The organism is Amycolatopsis echigonensis, from assembly GCF_002846615.1.
Classification (GTDB): Bacteria; Actinomycetota; Actinomycetes; order Mycobacteriales; family Pseudonocardiaceae; genus Amycolatopsis; species Amycolatopsis echigonensis.
Genome location: NZ_PJMY01000003.1, coordinates 7,429,348 through 7,448,260, shown reverse-complemented (window position 1 = coordinate 7,448,260; position 18,913 = coordinate 7,429,348). Strand labels below are relative to the sequence as shown.

The 18,913-nt window shown below is 70.5% G+C and carries 18 protein-coding genes; 12 read left to right on the top strand and 6 right to left on the bottom strand.

Annotated elements, in window-relative coordinates:
* Window positions 1-40: 40 nt before the first annotated feature.
* From ATK30_RS40145 to ATK30_RS40125, 5 genes are read left to right on the top strand one after another with little or no spacing between them, the layout of a single operon-like run.
* Window positions 41-1,150, top strand: coding sequence for a zinc-binding dehydrogenase (locus ATK30_RS40145; RefSeq protein ID WP_101439918.1), 1,110 nt, complete (start codon window positions 41-43; stop codon window positions 1,148-1,150).
* Window positions 1,151-1,181: 31 nt separating this feature from the next.
* Window positions 1,182-2,147, top strand: a complete 966-nt coding sequence (locus ATK30_RS40140; protein WP_101439917.1) for an aldo/keto reductase — start codon at window positions 1,182-1,184, stop codon at window positions 2,145-2,147.
* Window positions 2,148-2,182: 35 nt separating this feature from the next.
* A complete protein-coding gene (locus ATK30_RS40135) occupies window positions 2,183-3,160 on the top strand; it encodes an alpha/beta hydrolase (protein WP_101439916.1) in 978 nt (325 codons plus the stop codon).
* Complete coding sequence (locus tag ATK30_RS40130; protein ID WP_101439915.1) at window positions 3,157-4,131, top strand: alpha/beta hydrolase fold domain-containing protein; 975 nt, start codon at window positions 3,157-3,159, stop codon at window positions 4,129-4,131. The genes ATK30_RS40135 and ATK30_RS40130 overlap by 4 nt, the downstream gene beginning before the upstream one ends.
* 50 nt (window positions 4,132-4,181) lie before the next feature.
* Window positions 4,182-5,345 (top strand): multidrug effflux MFS transporter, encoded by a 1,164-nt coding sequence (locus tag ATK30_RS40125; protein WP_244194870.1) that lies wholly within the window; start codon window positions 4,182-4,184, stop codon window positions 5,343-5,345.
* On the opposite strand, the gene ATK30_RS40120 is transcribed toward ATK30_RS40125, so the two are convergent.
* Both ATK30_RS40120 and ATK30_RS40115 read right to left on the bottom strand, forming a co-directional pair.
* Window positions 5,331-5,834, bottom strand: a complete 504-nt coding sequence (locus tag ATK30_RS40120; RefSeq protein ID WP_208637546.1) for a GNAT family N-acetyltransferase — start codon at window positions 5,832-5,834, stop codon at window positions 5,331-5,333. The two genes, ATK30_RS40125 and ATK30_RS40120, sit on opposite strands and share 15 nt — an antisense overlap.
* Window positions 5,831-6,439, bottom strand: coding sequence for a hypothetical protein (locus tag ATK30_RS40115; protein WP_101439912.1), 609 nt, complete (start codon window positions 6,437-6,439; stop codon window positions 5,831-5,833). Before ATK30_RS40115 ends, ATK30_RS40120 begins: the two co-directional genes overlap by 4 nt.
* A 194-nt stretch (window positions 6,440-6,633) precedes the next feature.
* On the opposite strand from ATK30_RS40115, the gene ATK30_RS40110 reads away from it, so the two are divergent.
* From ATK30_RS40110 to ATK30_RS40095, 4 genes are all read left to right on the top strand, one after another.
* Window positions 6,634-7,551 carry an AurF N-oxygenase family protein gene (locus tag ATK30_RS40110; protein ID WP_101439911.1) on the top strand — a complete coding sequence of 306 codons (918 nt, stop codon included), beginning with the start codon at window positions 6,634-6,636 and terminating at the stop codon, window positions 7,549-7,551.
* Between the two features lies 1 nt (window position 7,552).
* Window positions 7,553-9,055 carry an FAD-dependent oxidoreductase gene (locus ATK30_RS40105; protein ID WP_101439910.1) on the top strand — a complete coding sequence of 501 codons (1,503 nt, stop codon included), beginning with the start codon at window positions 7,553-7,555 and terminating at the stop codon, window positions 9,053-9,055.
* A gap of 702 nt (window positions 9,056-9,757) precedes the next feature.
* A complete protein-coding gene (locus tag ATK30_RS40100; protein ID WP_101439909.1) occupies window positions 9,758-10,606 on the top strand; it encodes an alpha/beta hydrolase in 849 nt (282 codons plus the stop codon).
* Window positions 10,603-11,529 carry an RNA polymerase subunit sigma-70 gene (locus ATK30_RS40095; RefSeq protein ID WP_244194869.1) on the top strand — a complete coding sequence of 309 codons (927 nt, stop codon included), beginning with the start codon at window positions 10,603-10,605 and terminating at the stop codon, window positions 11,527-11,529. Before ATK30_RS40100 ends, ATK30_RS40095 begins: the two co-directional genes overlap by 4 nt.
* Here ATK30_RS40095 and ATK30_RS40090 read toward each other — a convergent pair.
* Entirely contained in the window at window positions 11,465-12,094 is a 630-nt protein-coding gene (locus tag ATK30_RS40090) for a hypothetical protein (protein ID WP_208637545.1), read from the bottom strand. The two genes, ATK30_RS40095 and ATK30_RS40090, sit on opposite strands and share 65 nt — an antisense overlap.
* A 50-nt stretch (window positions 12,095-12,144) precedes the next feature.
* Window positions 12,145-12,927, bottom strand: a complete 783-nt coding sequence (locus ATK30_RS40085; protein ID WP_101441319.1) for a lysozyme — start codon at window positions 12,925-12,927, stop codon at window positions 12,145-12,147.
* 290 nt (window positions 12,928-13,217) lie between these two features.
* Between ATK30_RS40085 and ATK30_RS40080 the strand changes: the two genes are divergently transcribed.
* Window positions 13,218-15,032, top strand: coding sequence for a hypothetical protein (locus tag ATK30_RS40080; protein ID WP_101439906.1), 1,815 nt, complete (start codon window positions 13,218-13,220; stop codon window positions 15,030-15,032).
* Window positions 15,033-15,071: 39 nt separating this feature from the next.
* On the opposite strand, the gene ATK30_RS40075 is transcribed toward ATK30_RS40080, so the two are convergent.
* Window positions 15,072-15,914 (bottom strand): oxidoreductase, encoded by an 843-nt coding sequence (locus ATK30_RS40075; protein ID WP_101439905.1) that lies wholly within the window; start codon window positions 15,912-15,914, stop codon window positions 15,072-15,074.
* A 98-nt stretch (window positions 15,915-16,012) separates the two neighbouring features.
* Here ATK30_RS40075 and ATK30_RS40070 point away from each other — a divergent pair, with 98 nt between their 5' ends.
* Window positions 16,013-16,909, top strand: coding sequence for a LysR family transcriptional regulator (locus ATK30_RS40070; RefSeq protein ID WP_101439904.1), 897 nt, complete (start codon window positions 16,013-16,015; stop codon window positions 16,907-16,909).
* A 58-nt stretch (window positions 16,910-16,967) separates the two neighbouring features.
* On the opposite strand, the gene ATK30_RS40065 is transcribed toward ATK30_RS40070, so the two are convergent.
* Window positions 16,968-17,837: a glycoside hydrolase family 16 protein gene (locus tag ATK30_RS40065; protein ID WP_208637543.1), complete on the bottom strand. Its 870-nt coding sequence runs from the start codon at window positions 17,835-17,837 to the stop codon at window positions 16,968-16,970.
* Between the two features lie 246 nt (window positions 17,838-18,083).
* Here ATK30_RS40065 and ATK30_RS40060 point away from each other — a divergent pair, with 246 nt between their 5' ends.
* Complete coding sequence (locus tag ATK30_RS40060) at window positions 18,084-18,905, top strand: helix-turn-helix transcriptional regulator (RefSeq protein WP_101439902.1); 822 nt, start codon at window positions 18,084-18,086, stop codon at window positions 18,903-18,905.
* Window positions 18,906-18,913: the final 8 nt, after the last annotated feature.

Below are 18,913 nucleotides of genomic sequence, written 5' to 3'. Positions count from 1 at the left end.
ACGGCCGCTCAGGGCCCGCCAGTCCCCGGAAAGGTTTCCCATGACCGTCCCGACTTCCACCCGCGCCGCGGTGCTGACCGAGCACGGCGCGCCGCTGGAGCTGACCGAACTCCCGCTGCCCGCCGCGCTCGAGGCCGGGGCGGCGCTGGTCCGCGTCTCGTGCGCGACGCTGTGCGGCACGGACGTGGAGATCTGGTCCGGGAAGATGAGTTTTCCAGGCATGCTGCCGATGGTGCTGGGCCACGAGATGGTCGGCGAAGTGGTCGCGGCCGGACCGGACACGCGCGACGCACTCGGCCGGGAGATCGCTGTCGGGGCGAGGATCGGCTGGTCCGAATCGACCTGCGGCGAATGTTACGGCTGCACTGTGCTGCGTGAGCCGGTCGCGTGCTCGCGGCGCGGTTACGGATTCCTGCAGCGGTCCGACGTCCCGCCGTTCGCGACCGCCGGGTTGTGCGAATACGCCTACGTCGTCCCGGGCGCGGCGAAGCTGCTGCTGCCCGCCGAGGTGCCCGACACGTGGGCCGCGATGGCCGGGTGCGCGGCGAAAACCGTGCTGCGCGCGTTCGACCGCGTCGGCGGCGTCCGGCCCGGATCTCGCGTAGTGGTGCAGGGATCCGGCGCACTCGGCCTGTTCGCCACCGCGGTCGCGCACCTGAGCGGGGCGGGCAGCGTCACCACCGTCGGCGCGCCCGCATCGCGACTTGAGCTGGCGAAGGAGTTCGGTGCCGACGAGGTGGTCGACGTCGCCGGGGGTTCGGACGCGATCGTCGAGCGCGTCACCGAATTGACCGGCGGCCGCGGCGGTGACCTCGTACTGGACTTCGCCGGTGCGCCGTCGATCGGCCGCGAGGCAGTCGCGATGGCGGCACAGCGCGGACGGGTCGTGATCGTCGGGAGCACCGGGCCGGAGCCGACGCCGGTCCCGCTCGGCACGGTGATGGGCAAGGAGCTGACCGTCGTCGGCTCGCTCAACGGCGACATCGCCGACTACCACCATGCGATCGAGTTCTTCGGCTCGTTCGCCTCCCGGATGCCGTGGGACCGGCTGTTCGGCAGCCCGGTCGGCCTGTCCGGCGCGAGCGAGCGGATCGAGGCCATGCACCGGCTGGACGAGACGAAAGCCGTCGTCGATCCCCGTCTTCCCTGATCACCCTTCCCTTACGAGCCAAGGAGGTCTCGTGTCCGCATCCTCGCCGCTGCCCCGCCGCAAGGTCGGCAGGTCCGGTTTGGACGTTTCGCTGCTGTCGCTCGGTTCGTGGCATACCTACGACCGGATGGATTTCGCCGACGCGGTCGCGATGGTCCGCGCCGCGGTCGAGGCCGGCGTGAACCTGTTCGACGTCGGCGTCTACGGCAGGCCCGGCCACCCGCCGGTGTTCACCGACGTGCTGTGGAGCGCGATCATGCGTGCCGCGCACATCCGGCGCGAGGACTACCTGGTCTCGGCGAAGCTGTGGATCGAAGGCTTCAGCGACCAGGGATTCCGGCCGCAGCTGGAAAACGCGTTCCTGCGCGGTGGTTTCGACGTCGCCGACCTGGTCATCCTCGGCGACCTGCGCCGCGACGACGTCGCCCTCGAGGATCTGGTCGAAGACCTCGCCGGGCTGACTCGGTCCGGCCTGATCCGGGCGTGGGGCGTGAACAACTGGTCGGCCGGGAACATCGCGCGGCTGCGCGAAATCGCCGAGGCCCTGCAGGTGCCCGGACCGCAGATCGCGCAGCTTAAGTACAGCATCGGCCGCCGGTCCATTCCGGACGGCGAACCGTTCGCCCGGCTGTTCGCCGACGGTTTCGTGATGCAGGCCTCCGACGTCCTCGAAGGCGGCATCCTCGCCGGGCGCACCAAGCTGACCCGCGAGATCGGCCGCGACCCGGGCGACGTCCGCAAACGCATCGTCCGCGACGCGCCCAAGGTCGTGAAGGTCGCGGAGGAACTCGGCACGAGCGCGGCCCGGCTCGCGGTCGCGTTCACGCTGACGCATCCCGCGAACGTCACGACCCTTTTCGGCGCGACCCGGATGGAACAGCTGGAGGACAACCTCGCCGCGGTCGAGCTGGTCGAGCAGGTCGGGGCCGAGCAGATCCGCGCGCTGGTGGAGCCGTTCTGGGCGGACCGCGACGCCGTCGATCCCGAGGGTCCCTGAACCACCACCAATCCGCCCTCGCCGAGGAGGCTGTCTTGACCTATCCCCCCGTCCCGTTCGACCCGGAGATCGAGCCCGCGCTCGCCGAGATCGTCCCGGCCGACGCGCCGCCGTTCACCCCGGAGACGATCCCCGGCCTGCGCCGCGCGATGGCCGAGATGTTCCCGCCCGCCGCGGAAGCCGTCGGCGACGCGCCGGTCACCGTCGTCGAGCAGACCATCCCCGGCCCGGAAGGCGCGCCGGACCTGGAAATCACCATCCTCTCCCCGCGCGAGAGCGACGGCGCCCTGCCCGCGCTCTACAACATCCACGGCGGCGGCATGATGGTCGGCCACCGCAACATGGACGTCCCCCGGTTGCTGGCTTTGGTGCTGGAGCTGAACGTCGTCGCGGTGAACGTCGAATACCGGCTCGCGCCCGAACACCCGCACCCCGCGCCGGTCGAGGACTGCTACGCCGGTCTCGTGTGGACAGTCGAGCACGCGGGCGAACTCGGCATCGACCCGTCGCGCGTCGTGGTGATGGGCGGCAGCGCGGGCGGCGGTCTCGCCGCGGCGGTGTCGCTGCTCGCCCGTGATCGAAAGGGCCCGGCCATCGCGGGTCAGCTGCTGCTGTGCCCGATGATCGACGACCGCAATACGACCATCGCGAGCCAGCAGTACCCCGGCCTGGGCACGTGGACGAGGGAAGCCAACCTCGCCGGCTGGCAGTCGCTGCTGGGCGACGCGGTCGGCACCGACGATGTCTCCCCCTACGCCGCCCCGGCCCGCGCGACCGACCTGTCCGGCCTGCCCCCGGCGTTCATCGAGGTCGGCAGCGCGGAGCCGTTCCGCGACGAGGACACCGAGTACGCGCTCCGCATCTGGGCGACCGGCGGTCAGGCCGAACTGCACGTGTGGGCGGGTGCCTTCCACGGGTTCGACATGTACGTGCCGGACTGGCCGATCAGCAAGGCCGCGCTCGAAACCCGGAACTCGTGGCTGCGCCGGATCCTCGGGAAGGCGGGCAGATGAGCGTCCCGCCAGTGCCCTACGACCCGGAACTGGAACCTGGACTCGCCGCTTTCCTCGACCTGGTCGAGCGAATCCCGCTGCGCGCCGACACGATCCTCGCCAACCGCGCGCATTTCGCGACGATCATCCCGCCTGCCGAGCAAATCGTCGGCGACCGCCCGGTCGAACTGGCCGAGCGCACCGTTCCCGGTCCCGAGGGCGCGCCCGACATCGTGCTCACCGTCGTCCGTCCCGCCTCGCGAGTCGCCGACGCGCCCGCCCTGTACAGCATCCACGGCGGCGGAATGGTGCTCGGCAACCGATTCTTCGGCCTGGACGGCCTGGTCGACGACGTCCTGCGGTTCGGCGCGGTCGGCATCTCAGTGGAATACCGGCTGGCACCGGAAAACCCGGCCCCAGCCGCCGTCGAGGACTGCTACGCCGGTCTGCTGTGGACAGTCGAACACGCCAGCGAACTCGGCATCGACCCGTCCCGAATCGTCGTCACCGGCGCCAGCGCGGGCGGCGGCCTCGCGGCCGGCGTCGCCCTGCTGGCCCGGGACCGCAACGGCCCAGCCATCGCCGGACAGCTTCTGGCGTGCCCGATGCTCGACGACCGCAACGAGTCCGTGTCCGCCCAGCAATACGACGGACTAGGCGCCTGGGACCGCAACAACAACGACACCGGCTGGAATGCCCTGCTCGGTCCGGCGCGGGGCACCGACGCAGCCTCGCCCTACGCGGTCCCGGCGCGAATGACCGATCTGTCCGGCCTGCCGCCCGCGTACCTGGACGTCGGAGCCGCGGAAGTCTTCCGGGACGAGACGACCGAGTACGCCCTGCGGATCTGGGCGACGGGCGGACAGGCAGAACTGCACGTCTGGGCTGGCGGCTACCACGGCTTCGCCGGTTTCTCCCCCGATGCGGAGGTCTCCCGCTCCGCAGTCGCGACCCGGCTTTCGTGGCTGCACCGGATCCTGCGTGCCGGATGAAGCCACTGCAAACTGAAGCACCGGCGAAGAGACGTCCAACCGCGTTCCGAATGGCAATCGTGCTGGGGCTGCTGGAGGTCTTCGGCCCGATCTCCATGGACCTGTACCTGCCCGCCCTCCCGCGACTCGCCGACGACCTCCGCGCCGGGGAGAGCCTCGCCCAGGCGACCATGTCGGTGTGCATGCTCGGGCTCGCCTTCGGCCAGCTCGTCGTGGGCCCGTTGAGCGACCGGTTCGGCAGGCGGCGTCCGCTGCTGGCCGGGATCGGGCTGTTCACCGTGCTCTCCCTGGTCTGCGCCTTCGCGCCGTCGATCGAGGTGCTGCTCGCGGCGAGATTCCTCCAAGGGCTGTGCGGTTCGGCCGGAATCGTTCTGTCGTTGGCCGTGGCCCGAGACCTAGCCGAGGGCGTCGAATTGGTGCGGCTGCTGGCATTGCTGACCACCGTCGGGGCGCTCGCGCCGATCGTGGCTCCGGTGGTCGGCGGACAGCTGGCGGCGGTCGTCGGGTGGCGCGGCATCTTCGGCGTCCTCGCCGGGATCGGAGCGGCGTTGCTGATCGTCGCCGCGACCGCGTTGCCGGAGAGCCTGCCGCGCGAGGCCCGCCGTCGGCGCAGCGACAGCGGCGAGTTCCGGGTGTTGCTGAAAGACCCGCTTTTCGTGGGATTCCTGCTGGTCAGCACCTGCGGCGGAGCGGCGTTCTTCACCTACCTGGCGTCGATCAGTTTCGTGCTGCAGGACGGATTCTCGTTGTCGCCGCAGCTGTTCAGCGCGTGTTTCGCGGCGAACGCGGTGATGTCGGTGCTCGGCGCGCAGGCGAACCGGGCGGCGGTGCGGCGTGCCGGGCCGGTCCGGATGTACGTGCTGGGCACGACCTTCACCACGGCGGCGGCCGTGACGATGCTGGGTGCGGTGTTGTTCGGGGCCGGGCTGGCGGCGTTGCTGATTCCGTTGGCGCTGGTGATGTTCGCGGGCGGGACCACGCAGGCGAACGGCAACGCGCTCGCCGTGGCCGACCATGGCCGGCGAGCAGGAACCGCGGCGGCCTTGCTGGGGACGTCGTCGTTCGCGATCGGGCCGATCGTCGCGCCGCTCGTGTCGCTGGGTGGGACCACGCCGTTGTCGATGAGCCTGACTATGACAGTGGCGTACGGGGTCGCGACCGTTCTGCTGTGGCTAGCGGTGTTGCCGAGGTTGCGCCGGTCAGGAACCGCCTGATTCGAAGACGAGCTGTCCGTCCTCCTCGCCGATCTCCCGGAAGCCTGCTTTCTCGAGCACGCGGCAACTCGCCGCGTTGCCGGGCAGCACATACGCCCGAAGTTCCGCTGCGAGAGCGGGGTCCGGGTGGTCTTCGTGCCACTGCCGGAGCGCCCGCGTCAGCTCAGTGGCGAGCCCCGCGCCCCACGCCGTGCGCGCCAGGAGATAGCCGACTTCCCGGTGTCCGCTGCCGTGCGCGAGGCCGAACCCGGCCCGGCCGAGAAATGCCGACGCACCTTCGACGCGCCATTTCGACCAGCCCCGCGCCCGGTGTTCGGCGATGAACGTCTCCAGCCGTTCGCGGGTTGCCGCGCGGGTCTGCGGGCCGGTCGTCATGTGCTGCATCACCGCCCGGTCGGCGTGCAGTTCGGCGAGATCGTCCAGGTCCTCCGGCACCCAGGTGGTCAGCCGCAGCCGCGGGGTGCGGAGGATTTCTTCGCGGCCGGTCACCAGCCGGGGTGGTACGGCGGCGGCGGGGTTTTCGGCAGCAGCCACGCGCCGGTCGCGCGATGCGCGGCCAGCACCAGCGCGGCGACCGGCACGATCAGCCACAGGAAGCCGCTCGGGAACGTCATCTGCAGGGTCGGCGGCGCGCTCCTCCGGACGAAACTGGAACCGAGACCGACGAGCATGAAGACGACGATGTCCAGTATCGCCAAGCTGCTGCCGACGAGCACGCAGATGCGGCCCGCCGGAGAACGCTTGAACAGTCCGATCGCGCCGGCGACTGTGAGGGCCGCGATCGCTAGGTCCGCCGCGCCGGCGATCCCGTTGGAAAGCAGCCTGCTCGACGACGGATGGTCGATCATCCGGATGACGGCCACGATGAAGCCGATCGTGGCGACCAGGCCGATGACCGAGGCCAACGTCGCGGCGGCGACGGCAGCGGCCCCGAAATACGCGGTCTGCGGTGCCGACGGTTGCGGCATCGGCGGCTGCGTCGCGAACTGACCGCTGTAAGGCGACTGCCCGCCGTAAGCAGGCGGCAACGGCGAGTACTGCTGCGACCCCGCGCCGGGATAGGGCGGCTGGCCGGGCTGCGGCGGTTGCGTCACGACAGCGTTTCCTCCGAGGTCAGGAGAGGCGTTCCTGGCTCATCCTGCCAGGTCAGCGCCCCCTTCCCGGGCCGATTGCCCGAACGGACGACACCCCGTTCGCCGGTGCCTCTCGCGATACGGCCAGATAGGTGTTACCTTTGGTAACAGTGAACCGCGGTAACGCCTAATCAATGTCGCTCAGGGAGGACCGAATGACCAGCGCAGACGTGCAACGAGCACCGGAAGCAGCCCCGTCCGGCCGGCACGAGACCGCGCAGCGGCTGCTCGACTCCTCCGCGACCCTGTCCTACGACCCGGCCACCGAGGTCGACTGGGAAACCCCGCTGGACAAGGACTTCCACGGGGCCAGCCCGGAGTGGAGCACGCTCTACGGCACGAGCTACTGGGCCGAGATGACCCCGGAGCAGCAGAAGGAGCTGACGCGCCAGGAGGCGGCGTCGGTCGCGAGCACCGGGATCTGGTTCGAGATGATCCTGCAGCAGATGGTGCTGCGCGATTTCTACGCCAAGGACCCGACCGACCCGGCGTTCCAGTGGGCGCTCACTGAGATCGCCGACGAATGCCGCCACTCGATCATGTTCGCCCGCGGCGCGCAGAAGCTCGGCGCTCCCCCGTACCGGCCGCGCCGGCTCGCCGTCGAACTGGGCCGCGTTTTCAAGGCGGTCGCCGGCGGCGAAGCGGCGTACGCGGCGATCCTGGTCGCCGAAGAGGTGCTCGACGTGATGCAGCGTGACTGGATGCGCGACGAGCGCGTGGTCCCGTTCGTGCGGACCATCAACAACATCCACGTCGTCGAAGAGTCGCGGCACATGAAGTTCGCCCGCGAGGAGACGCGCGAGCAGCTGGAGGGCGCGGGAGCCGTGCGCCGTCAGTTCAACGCGCTGGTCATCGCGATCGCGTCGTACTTCATCGTCAGCAGCATGGTCAACCGCGACGTGTACAAGAACGCCGGGCTGGACGCCGAGCGCGCGCTGCGCGAGGCGAAGGCCAACGAGCACCACAAGTCCATGATGCGCTCGAGCTGTGCCGGGCTGATGGAGTTCCTCGGCTCGTGCGGGCTGCTCACGAAGCCGGCGCTGGTGTTCTACAAGCGGGCGAATCTGATCTGACATGGCCTTCGCGATCACCCAGACCTGCTGCAACGACGCGACGTGCGTGTCGGTCTGCCCGGTCAACTGCATCCACCCGACGCCGGACGAGCCGGACTTCGGCACCACCGAGATGCTCTACGTCGACCCGGCGTCCTGCATCGACTGCGGCGCGTGCGCCGACGCGTGCCCGGTCGACGCGATCTTCCCGGTGGACCTGCTGACCGACTCGATGAAGGTGTACGCAGGGATCAACGCGGACTTCTTCGCCGACCGCCCGCAGGTCACCGCGAACCCGGCGCCCAACTTCCACCGTTGGGGCCCGCCGACGTTCGACCGGGACATCCCGAGCGACCTCGAGCCCGCGGACGTCGCGGTCGTCGGCACCGGCCCGGCCGGGATGTACGCGGTGGAAGACCTGTTGCTGCACACCAACGCGCGCGTCACGCTGATCGACCGGCTGCCGGTCGCGGGCGGTCTCGTGCGCTTCGGCGTCGCCCCGGACCACCCGGACACGAAGCGGATCGGCGAGACTTTCTCGAGGTTCCACGACCACCCGCGGCTGAAGCTGAAGCTCGGCGTCGAGGTGGGCCGCCACGTGACGGTGGACGAACTGGCCGAACGCCACGACGCCGTGATCTACGCGATCGGCGCCTCGTCCGCGCGCACCCTCGGCCTCGCCGGGGAGGATCTGCCCGGCAGCCTCGCCGCGACGACGGTGGTCGCCTGGTACAACGGCCACCCGGATGTCCCCGCGGACGCGGTCGACCTCTCCGCGGAGCGGGTGGTGCTGATCGGCACCGGCAACGTCGCACTGGACGTGGCCCGGATCCTCACCGCCGACCCGGACGATCTCGACGGCACGACCATCGCTCCGCACGCGCTGGAACGGTTGCGCTCCAGCAAGGTCCGCGAAGTCGTGCTGCTGGCCCGGCGCGGCCCGGAAGACGCCGCCTACACCTCCCCCGAACTGATCGCGCTGGCGCAGCGGTCTTCCGTGCCGCTCGTCGTCGACGCCGAAGACCCGCGCACCACCGCCGCGATCGATGCGGGCACCGGAAAAGCCGCGCTGCTGCGGGACTTGGACCGCGAGACGGTCGACTGGACCGCCCCGCCCGCGGACGGCCCCCGCCGAATCGTGCTGCGCTTCCACTCGGCCCCGGTCGAGATCACCGGCGACCGGCAGGTGCGCGGCCTGCGGGTCGAAGGCCCTTCCGAACCGGTCGAGATCGCCGCCGGCCAGGTCGTGCGCGCCGTCGGCTACCGGGGTCGTCCGGTGCCGGGCCTGCCGTTCGACGAGGCGGCCGGAACGATCCCGAACACCGCGGGACGGGTCGAGGGCCGGACCGGCGCGTACGTCGTGGGCTGGATCAAGCGCGGCCCGTCGGGCGGAATCGGCGCGAACCGGACGTGCGCCCGGGAAACGGTAGCCACGCTGCTGGCAGACATCACCTCGGGCGAAGTCCCGCTGCGAGGACGACGCTCCCCGATCGCGGCGCTGGCCGCGCGGTTCCGGGGTCGCTGAGACTGTCCTTTGTGGAATCCCGGCCGCGGTTTCCCGTCGCGGCCGGGACCTCCGCCAGCACGAACGCGGTGCAGTAACGACGCGTCCGACACCGCTCTCCCCGGGGCACGGCTCTGACCCCGCTTCGTCTCCCTGTCTCGCCGCCGGCGACTGTCCCACCAGCCGCGCCGCCGTAGCCGCGGTGCAGCAACGCCACCGCGACCTGGCAGTGCTGTGGCTGGACACCCACGGCAACTTCACCACTCCCGCCATCTCCCCCAGCAGCTACATCGGCGGATGGCACTGTCCATGTTGACCGGCCGCACCTGGCCTGTTCGACGACACGCTCGGCCTGCGCCCCGTCCCGGACACCAGCGTCGTGCTCGCCGACGCCCGCGACCTCGACCCGGCCGAGAGCGACGCCCTCGCCACCAGCCAGGTCCACCGCGTCCCCGCCGAGCCCGCCGCGATCACCGCGCGCGCTTCCCCTCCGGCACCGGCTCCTCTCTCGCTCAGATCGAGGAATGCCTCGCCGCCGGCTCCGCTACCGCCGACCTCGCCGCCGCTTACCTCGCCTGTGCCTGGCTCCCCGAGCACGTCAACGACGAAGCCACCCGGCAAACGATCACCTGCCTCACGACAGCGCTCGACGCCAGCCTGATCTGGCGCGAACCCGCCAGCAGCTGACCGATTCCTTTCCGGGCCGCCCGGGGTCTATCCGTCATGACCACAACAACGCAGGACCCCAACCGCGCGCTCTGGGAAGCACGGGCGCGCGGTCAGCAAACCCCTGCCTGGGAAACGCTCGCGACAGAACCCGGCGACGTCGCGGTCGAGGCAATAGCGGCACCGGCCGGACTGTGGCTGCGTCCGCCGAACGCGCTGGCCGGTCCGGCGATCCTGGCGATCCACGGCGGCGGATTCGTGGGCGGATCGGCCGCTATCCACCGCCGGATGTTCGGCCACCTGGCGAGGGCAGCCGAGGTCAGCACGTTCGCCGTCGAGTACGGCCTCACCCCGGAGCACGTGTTCCCCAGCCAGCTCGACACCGTCACGGCGGCCTATCGATGGCTGCTCACCAGCGAATCCGGCCCGATCGCCATCGCTGGCGACTCCTGCGGAGCGACGCTGGCAGTCGGCCTCGCAGCACGTGCCCGAGACGAGGACCTGCCGATGCCCGCGTCCTTGCTGCTGCTGTCGGCATGGACCGACCTCGAAGCTGACGGCACCACATACGACACCGGCAGCGACCCGTTCTTCACCCGAGAACTAGTCCGCGGGCTGGCCGCCGGTTACCTGGCCGGAGCGGATCCGCGCGACCCGCTCGCGGCGCCCCTGCACGCGGACCTGCACGGGCTTCCGCCGACATATCTTCAGGCCGGTGCCGAAGAATCCCTGCTGGACGACAGCAGGGAGCTGGCCCGGCGGATGCGAGAAGCCGACGTCGAGGTCCGCCTCGACGAATTCCCCGGCCAGGTCCACACGTTCCAGATGGCGGCCGGCAACACCGCCGTGGCCGACGAGGCGGTTGGGAAGGCGGGATCGTGGCTGCGGTCGACACTGGTCCGGTGACGGATTTCGAACGAGCGGCGGCCCCGCTCCGCGGCGAGCTGCTGGCGCACAGCTATCGGCTGCTCGGGTCGTGGCACGAGGCCGAGGACGCGGTCCAGGAGACCTATCTGCGCGGCTGGCGAGCCTGGGACGGCTTCGAAGAGCGGTCGTCGGTGCGCACCTGGCTGCACCGCATCGCGACCAACGTGTGCCTCAACGCCGTCCGGGACCGCGGGCGGCGCGCCCTGCCCTCGGGCATCGGTGCGCCCGCCGACGACGCACAACCGGACGTGCTGCCGCCGGAAACGTGGATCGAGCCGTTCCCCGGCGACCGCGCGGACTTGCGGCTGGCGTTGATCGCCGCGATGCAGACGCTCCCTCCCGCTCAGCGGGCGGTGCTGCTGCTGCGCGAGGTGCTGGCGTTCCCCGCCGCCGAGGTCGCCGAGATGATGGATATGTCCGTCGCCGCGGTCAAAAGCAGCCTGCAACGCGCCCGGGCGCGGCTGGCCGAGGTCAAGTCCGGTCCCGAGGACGTCGTCGAGCCCAGTTCCCCGCAGGCGCGGCGGCTGCTCGACGCGTACGTCACCGCCTTCGAGAGCGCGGACGTCTCCGGCTTGACGAACGTGCTTCGCGCCGACGCGACGCTGGAGCTGCTGCCGAGCCGGACCTGGTTCAAGGGCATGGGCGACTGTTCCCAGGTGTTCGCCGCTGCCGTGGGCAGTCCCGGCGATTGGCGGATGGACCGAGCGGTCGTCAATGGTCAGCCCGCAGCCGTCGTCCGCTGGCAGGGGAAACCGTTCGGCGTCGCGGTGCTCGACGTCCGACGGGACGGGATCGCGGGGGTGACTGTCTTCGACGACCCCGCGCTCGTCGAACGCATCAAGGTCGCTCCGTCTTCTGCCTGGCCGCCAGCGTCTCCTCCACCTCCGGCACCCAAAAACTGAGTTCCAGCGTCTTCACGCTCGCCCAGTGCGTCATCAACCGTCCCTGCGCGATCAGCGCCGGGCCTGTCACCGCGAACAGCACCGCAGCGCACGCGGCGAACACCCGATGCGGCCCGACGATCAGTTCCACCACCGACGCCACGAAACCGAAAGCCATCGCCGGGCTGGAGTTGCGCAGCATCAGCCCTGCGGTGCGCAGCCGGGTCGCCTCCATCGCCGCGTCGGCGTCGTGCAGTTGCAGCGCTGAGAGCAGGAGAAACGAGTCCGCCTCGACGAACGCCTGGCCGCGCGCGGAGGGGTTCCGGCGCAGGAATTCCTCTCGCGCGTTCCGCTTCCGCCGCCGCGGCAGCCACCGCGCTGCCCGCGCGCCCAGCGGATACGCCAGGTACCCGAGCAGATAACTCGCCACCACGATCCCGATCACGACCACCGCGCCCGGCCCGCGGGCGACGGTGCCCACGTCGACCCAGTGCAGCCGTCCGGCGAGATAGGCCAGGACCGCCAGATGCAGGGCGCCCGGGATCGCGTAGGTGAAGAGGTCGAAGAGTCCGATCGCGAAAGTCACCCGGCGATCCAACTACGCCGGGACCCTCCCCGGTACGGCTTTTCCGGCGATCACGCCGACGAACCGCCTCCTCTGGCGAGCGCCTCCACCCGGTTCATCGGGCCGTTGTAGTAGTTCTGGTCGCCGGGCAGGCTGCCGGTCCGCGAGAACTGCCAGATGCTCTGCTTGTCCCAGCCCGCCGGGAGCTCGCCGATTTCCGGCGCGTACCGGGCGAGCCAGAGCGGGTTCGTGTCGCCGAACCCGTCCGCGTTGCCGGTGCAGAGCTTCCACCAGGACGTCGAGGTGTAGATGATCGCGCTGCGGCGCTGTTTCGCCAGGTAGCGCTGGGTGAAGTCGGCGATCCACGCGGTCATGTCGGCCGGGTTTTTGCCGTAGCAGGCGTCCCCGTACGGGTTGTATTCGATGTCCAGCGCGCCCGGCAGCGTCGTGCCGTCGCCGCGCCACGCGCCGCCGTGGGCGATGAAGTAGTCGGCTTGTTCGGCTCCGCTGGAGACGTCCGGGCGGGCGAAGTGGTAGGCGCCGCGGACCAGGCCCGCGTCGTGCGCGCCGTTGTACTGCTGGTCGAACTGCGGGCTCACGTATCCGGTGCCCTCGGTCGCCTTGACGTAGGCGAACCGGGCGCCCGCGCCCGCGGCCTGGCCCCAGTCGACCGCGCCCTGGTGTCCGCTCACGTCGTGGCCGAGGGTCTGACCGGTCGCCGGGTCGAGCCGCGGGGTCCCGCTCCGCACGCCCTCGTGCCGCAGAATTTGTGAACCAGCCACATTTTCGCCGGCCTTCGAGTAGTCCGCGGCCGCGGCCGGTCCGGCGGTCGCGACGCCGCACACCATCGCCATGGCCGACGCGGCGGCGGCGAAGCCGAGCCGCCGGGGTTTGTCCGTTGCTGTCCGGGTCACCGAGACTCCGATCTTCACGGTGGCAGGTCCACGGCCCATCGTGGGGCACAACGCCGCCCGGGGCTGGCTGCGTCACCCGGAAGTGATCACGATTCCGGCACCCGGAATGGCGCGAGTGGTCCAGACAACTGTGACCGAGTTGTGACCGGCGACACAGGCGGGGCCGTTTAATTTGTTGTTGCCAACCACAAACTGGTGGGCAAATTCCCTACCGCCGGAGGTGTCCCCACATGAACCGGACTTCCCGACCGCCCGGGCGGCCGTCCCGATCCCGCGGACCTGCCCTGCTCGCGCTGGCCCTGCTCGCCGCGGCCGGTCTCGCCGTCCCCGCCGCCGCGGACCCAGCGTCCGGGCAGGCGGGCTGCACCGGCCAGTCCGACCAGCCGGACTTCGGGCCGAACGTGCACATTTTCGACCCGGGAATGCCTTCCGCGACGATCCAGGCCCAGCTGGACAAGGACTTCGAGGCGCAGAAGGACACGCAGACCGCGCAGTTCGGCTCGGGCCGCGTCGCGCACCTGTTCAAACCGGGCACCTACGCGGTGCACGACAACGTCGGCTTCTACACCTCGGTCGCCGGCCTCGGACAGAATCCGGACGACGTCCAGATCAACGGCGACATCACCGTGGACGCCTTCAACCAGTCCGACCAGGGTTCCGCACTGCAGAACTTCTGGCGGTCGGCGGAGAACATGGCCGTGACGCCGTCCAGCGGCAGCGACCGCTGGGCGGTGTCGCAGGCCGCGCCGTTCCGCCGGATGGACGTCAAGGGCGGACTGCAGCTGTACCCGGCCAGCTACGGCTACGCGAGCGGCGGCTACGTCGCCGACACCCGTGTGTCCGGGCAGGCCGCGTCCGTTTCGCAGCAGCAGTGGTACACGCGGGATTCCGCGCTGGGCAGCTGGGACGGCGGCGTCTGGAACATGGTCTTCTCCGGCACCACCGGCGCGCCGGCCAACTCGTTCCCGAGCCCGCCGGAAACGACGCTCGACACCACGCCGGTGTCGCGCGACGTGCCGTACCTGTACGTGGACGACGGCGGCAACTACCGCGTCTTCCTGCCGTCCCTGCGCACGAACGCGTCCGGTCCGAGCTGGGCGAACGGCGGCACGCCCGGCGATTCCGTCCCGATGAGCCAGTTCCGCGTCGTCAAGCCCGGCGACACCGCGGAGAGCATCAACAGCTCCCTCGACTCCGGCTGCAACCTGTTCTTCACCCCCGGCACCTATCACCTCGACCAGACGCTGAACGTGACCCGCCCGGGCACGACGGTGCTCGGCATCGGCTACCCGACGCTGATCCCGGACAACGGCGTCGACGCGATGCATGTGTCCGATGTGGACGGTGTGCGGGTGAAGGGCCTGCTGTTCGACGCGGGCACCCAGAATTCGCAGTCCCTGCTGACCGTCGGCGAAAGCGGCAAGCACACGAGCCACGCGGCGAATCCGACGTCGCTGCAGGACGTGTTCTTCCGCGTCGGCGGCGATCTGGCCGGGAAAGCGACCACCAGCCTGGTCGTGAACAGCGACGACACGATCGTCGACCACGTCTGGGCGTGGCGCGCCGACCACGGCGACAGCGGGACCGTCGGCTGGACCACGAACACCGCCGACACCGGGGTGCTCGTCAACGGCGACAACGTGACCGCGACCGGGTTGTTCGTGGAGCACTACCAGAAGTTCCAGGTCGTGTGGAACGGCCAGAACGGGAAGACGATCTTCTTCCAGAACGAAATGCCTTACGACGTCCCGGATCAGGCTTCGTGGAATTCCGCGCCCGGCACCGCCGGGTACGCCGCGTACAAGGTCGGCGCGAACGTGACGTCGCACGAGGCGTGGGGCCTGGGCAGCTACTGCTTCTTCGACACCAACCCGGCCGTCTCGAGCTATCACGCGTTCGAGGTGCCGCAGAACGGCGGGGTGAAACTGCACAGCCTGCTCACCGTGTCGCTGAACCACCGCGGCACGATCACCCACGTCGTGAACGACACGGGCGACGCGACCCCGGACGGCACCAAGCCGGTCGACGTCCCGAATTACCCGTGATCCGAGCTGGTGGCCGCCCGCGCGGGCGGCCACCAGTCCTCAGTCCAGCGCGGTGGCCCGGCTGACCGTCTCCCAGGAGTCGAGATCCTTGCTCAGCGCGGCGATCTTGCCGCGGATCGCGTCCACGGCGTCCGCGCCGAGCGCAAGCCGCAGCGGTGCGTCCGGCGCGTTCACCGCGCGAAGGATCGCCGCCGCCGCTTTCGCCGGGTCACCGGGCTGGGTCCCGTCCATCCCCTCGATCGCGGCGCGAGTGGCCGCAGTCGACTCGGCGTAGGCGTCGATCGCCCGGGAGCGGTGCATCGCCGCGCCGCCGAACGACGTCCGGAACGCGCCCGGCTCCACGATCAGCACTTTGATCCCGAGCGGCGCGACCTCCGCCGCGAGCGCCTCGGACAGGCCTTCCAGCGCGAATTTCGCCGCGCAGTAAGCCCCGAACGCGGGCGGCGCGAGGAGCCCGCCCATCGAGCTCATCTGCACGATCGTGCCGCTCCTCTGTTCCCGCAGCAGCGGGACGACGGCCTTGGTCATCGCGACCGCGCCGAAGAACATCACCTCGAGCACCGCGCGCAGATCGGGCAGCGTCAGTTCCTCGACCGCGCCGACCGAGCCGTGGCCGGCGTTGTTGACCAGCACGTCGATCCGGCCGAATCCGTCCAGCGCGGTCCGCACCGCGGCGTCGATCCGCGCCGGGTCGGTGACGTCCAGCGCAGCCGTGCGCACCCGGTTCCCGCCTGCGTCGGCGAGGTCGGCGAGCGTCTCCGGTTTGCGGGCGGTCGCGACGACCCGGTCCCCCGCGGCCAGCGCGGCCTGGGCGAGTTCGCGGCCGAAGCCGCTCGAGCATCCGGTGATCAGCCAGACGCGGCCGTCGGTTTCCTCGGTCATTGAGCAGTCCCTCCAGTGGTTTCTTCCGCCTCCGATCGTGGCGCGCACCTGCCGTGGGCCGCCAACACCGGTTCGCTGGCGGGCTACAGTCTCAGCCTGTGACCCCTGAGCTGCGGCAGCTGCGCTACTTCGTCGCCGTCGCCGAGACGACGAGCTTCACGCGCGCGGCAGCGGCCCTGCACATCGCGCAGCAGTCGCTGTCCCAACAGATCACCGTGCTGGAACGCCAACTCGGCGCGAAACTCTTCGACCGTGACGCCCGCGGCACTCGGCTCACTGCGATCGGCGAACTCTTCCTGCCGGAAGCACGTGCGGTGCTCGCCCGCGCCGACGCCGCGGTCGCGACGGTCGCTCGTGCGGTACGCGGCGAGCTCGGCACCCTGCGGCTGGCTTTCCTGGCCAGCACGGCGAACTACCTGCTCCCGCCGGTCGTGCGCGCGGTGCGGGAGCAGCTCCCGGAGCTGACCGTCACGACCGCGGAACTCTCGATCGCGGACCTCGTCGACGGTGTCCTCGACGGCCGATTCGACGCCGGCTTCACGCGCCCGCCGCTGGTCGACGGGCTGGCGACGCACACTCTGCTCACCGAGGAGGTTTGCGCGGTCCTGCCCTCCGGTCACCGGCTGGCCGACCGGTCGTCGCTGCGCTTGGCCGACCTCGCCGACGAGCCGTGGGTGCTGACGCCGCGGACGTCGTGGGATCCCTGGCATCGCAAGTACGACGCCGATTTCGCCGCGGCCGGGTTCACTCCGGACGTCGTGCAGCGCACCGCGACGGTTCAGGGACTGCTGGGGTTGGTCGCGGCCGGCGTCGGCGTGACGCGGCTGGCGCGGTCCGCGCACAGCCTTCGCCGCACGGGAGTGGTGTTCGTGCCCTTGGAGGGCGAGACAGCGCACACGGTGGTGGTGTGGCGCGCGGACGGCCCGCGCCCGGCCGCCCTGCTGGAGGTGGCGACCCGGCTGGCGGAGACGACGGATCTGTCCGGGGCGGGCTGACGCGGCGCGTTGTGCGTGTTTATCCCGGTGAGAACCGGGATAAACACGCACAACGCCTTCACCCCTTGCTGACCTTCACCGAGAACGCGTCGATGCTCATCCCCGCCCCCGGCGTGATGTCCGCCCCCGGGCTGGTGCACCCGCATACCTTGTTCGGATAAGACCCGCCGATCGCGACGTCGAAGATCGCGAAAAACCCGTGGTCCACCGCGGCCTTCCAGGTGGCGTCGGACACCTGGTTCTGCTTCACCGCGAAGGTTTCCTTGCCGTCCAGGGAAAACCGCAGCTCCTCCGCCGCGGCGTTCCGGCGGTCCACCACCACCGAGTACGTGTGGTATCCCGTCTTGCAGCCGGCGCAGTCCTGCAGATCGCTGCTGATCCCGTCCGGGTCGTGGCACTCCCCCGCCCACTGTCCACAGTGGAACGTGCTGGAATGCTTGTCCAGCGCGTTCACGTTCTCCATGATGTCCAGTTCGCCGATGCTCGGCCAGTTCGTCGCGCCGACCGGCCGCGCGTCCGCGCCCATCGCCCAGAACGCGGGCCAGTACCCGAGGCCGTGCGAGGGGTCGGGCTGCTGGATCGTCGCGCTCATTTCCATCTGCCCGCCCGCCGGCGCGCCGAAGTCGGTGCGCTGGGTTTCGATCCGGCCGGACGTCCACGCGCCGTTCGCGTCCCGCAGCGGCTTGATCACCAGGTGCCCGGCTCCGTCGTGGTAGACGTTGCCCGTCGAGTCGGTCGACGTCTCGATCTCGCCGGTGCCCCAGTTCGCCGCACCGCCGGGGTAGCCGGTTCCCTTGTCGTAGAGCCAGTTCTGCGGGTCGAGACCGGTGCCGGCGGGGCCGTCGAAGGTGTCCTCGAACACCGTGGTCCAGGTTTCGGCCGCTTGTGCGGGCGCGGCGGTCAGCAACACGGCGGACACGGCGGCCACGACGGCCAGGAGAATCGGAGTTCGGCGCATGGCGGGCCTTTCCGGTGGAGGGCTGGTCTCAGCAGGGTCGGACTGCGCCGCTGACCAGTCAAAACAGTCTGCCTGCCGGGTCCGCGGCCGCGGTGCGCGCGGGCAGAGCGCGGCCGGAAAGGTTTGAACCATTGCCGCACGGGGTACCGCGAGGGTGGGAGAATCACACCCCCTTTGCGTGCCCCGCGGCCGCCGCCGGAGACCTAGCCTGGATTCATGAGCGACAGCAACCTCCTCGGCGAGTTCCTGCGGGCCCGGCGGAGCACTACCGCCCCGGCGGACGCGGACCTGCTCGCCGACACCCGGCGCCGGGTCAGCGGCCTGCGCCGCGAGGAGGTCGCGCGGCTGGCCGGGGTGAGCACCGACTATTACGTGCGGCTTGAACAGGGCCGGGAGCGGACGCCGTCGGCGCAGGTCGTCGAGGCGCTCGGACGAGCGCTGCGGCTCGACGACGAGGCGCTGGCCCATCTGCACTCGCTGGCCCAGCCGAAGCGACCGAAGCGGCCGCCCGCGAAAGAACGGGTCAGCCCGCGGCTGGTGCAGCTGATGGACGCGTGGCCGCAGACTCCCGCGGTCGTGCTCGGCCGGTGCATGACCGTGCTCGCGTCGAATCTGCTCGGCGAGGCGCTGTTCGCCGGGCACGAGTACAGCGGCGACCTGCTGCGGCTGGTGTTCCTCGACCCCGACGCCCGGGAGTTCTACCCGGATTGGGAGCGGGTCGCGGTGAACACCGTCGGCGGCCTGCGGTCGGCGGCGGGCACCGATCTGGACGATCCGCTGCTGATCGAGGCGGTCGGCGAGCTGTCGCTCAAGAGCGCCGATTTCCGCCGGCTGTGGGCGCGCCACGAGCTCCGGCAGAAAACGCACGAATTGAAACGGTTCCGGCATCCGCTGGTCGGAATGCTCACCCTGCACTACGAATCGATGACCGTGAACAGCGCTCCCGGCCAGCAACTCGTGGTGTACCAAGCGGATCCGGGCAGTCCGTCGGAGGCCTCTCTGGGGCTGCTCGGGAGCCTCGCCGCGGGCGACCGCTGACCTTTTTT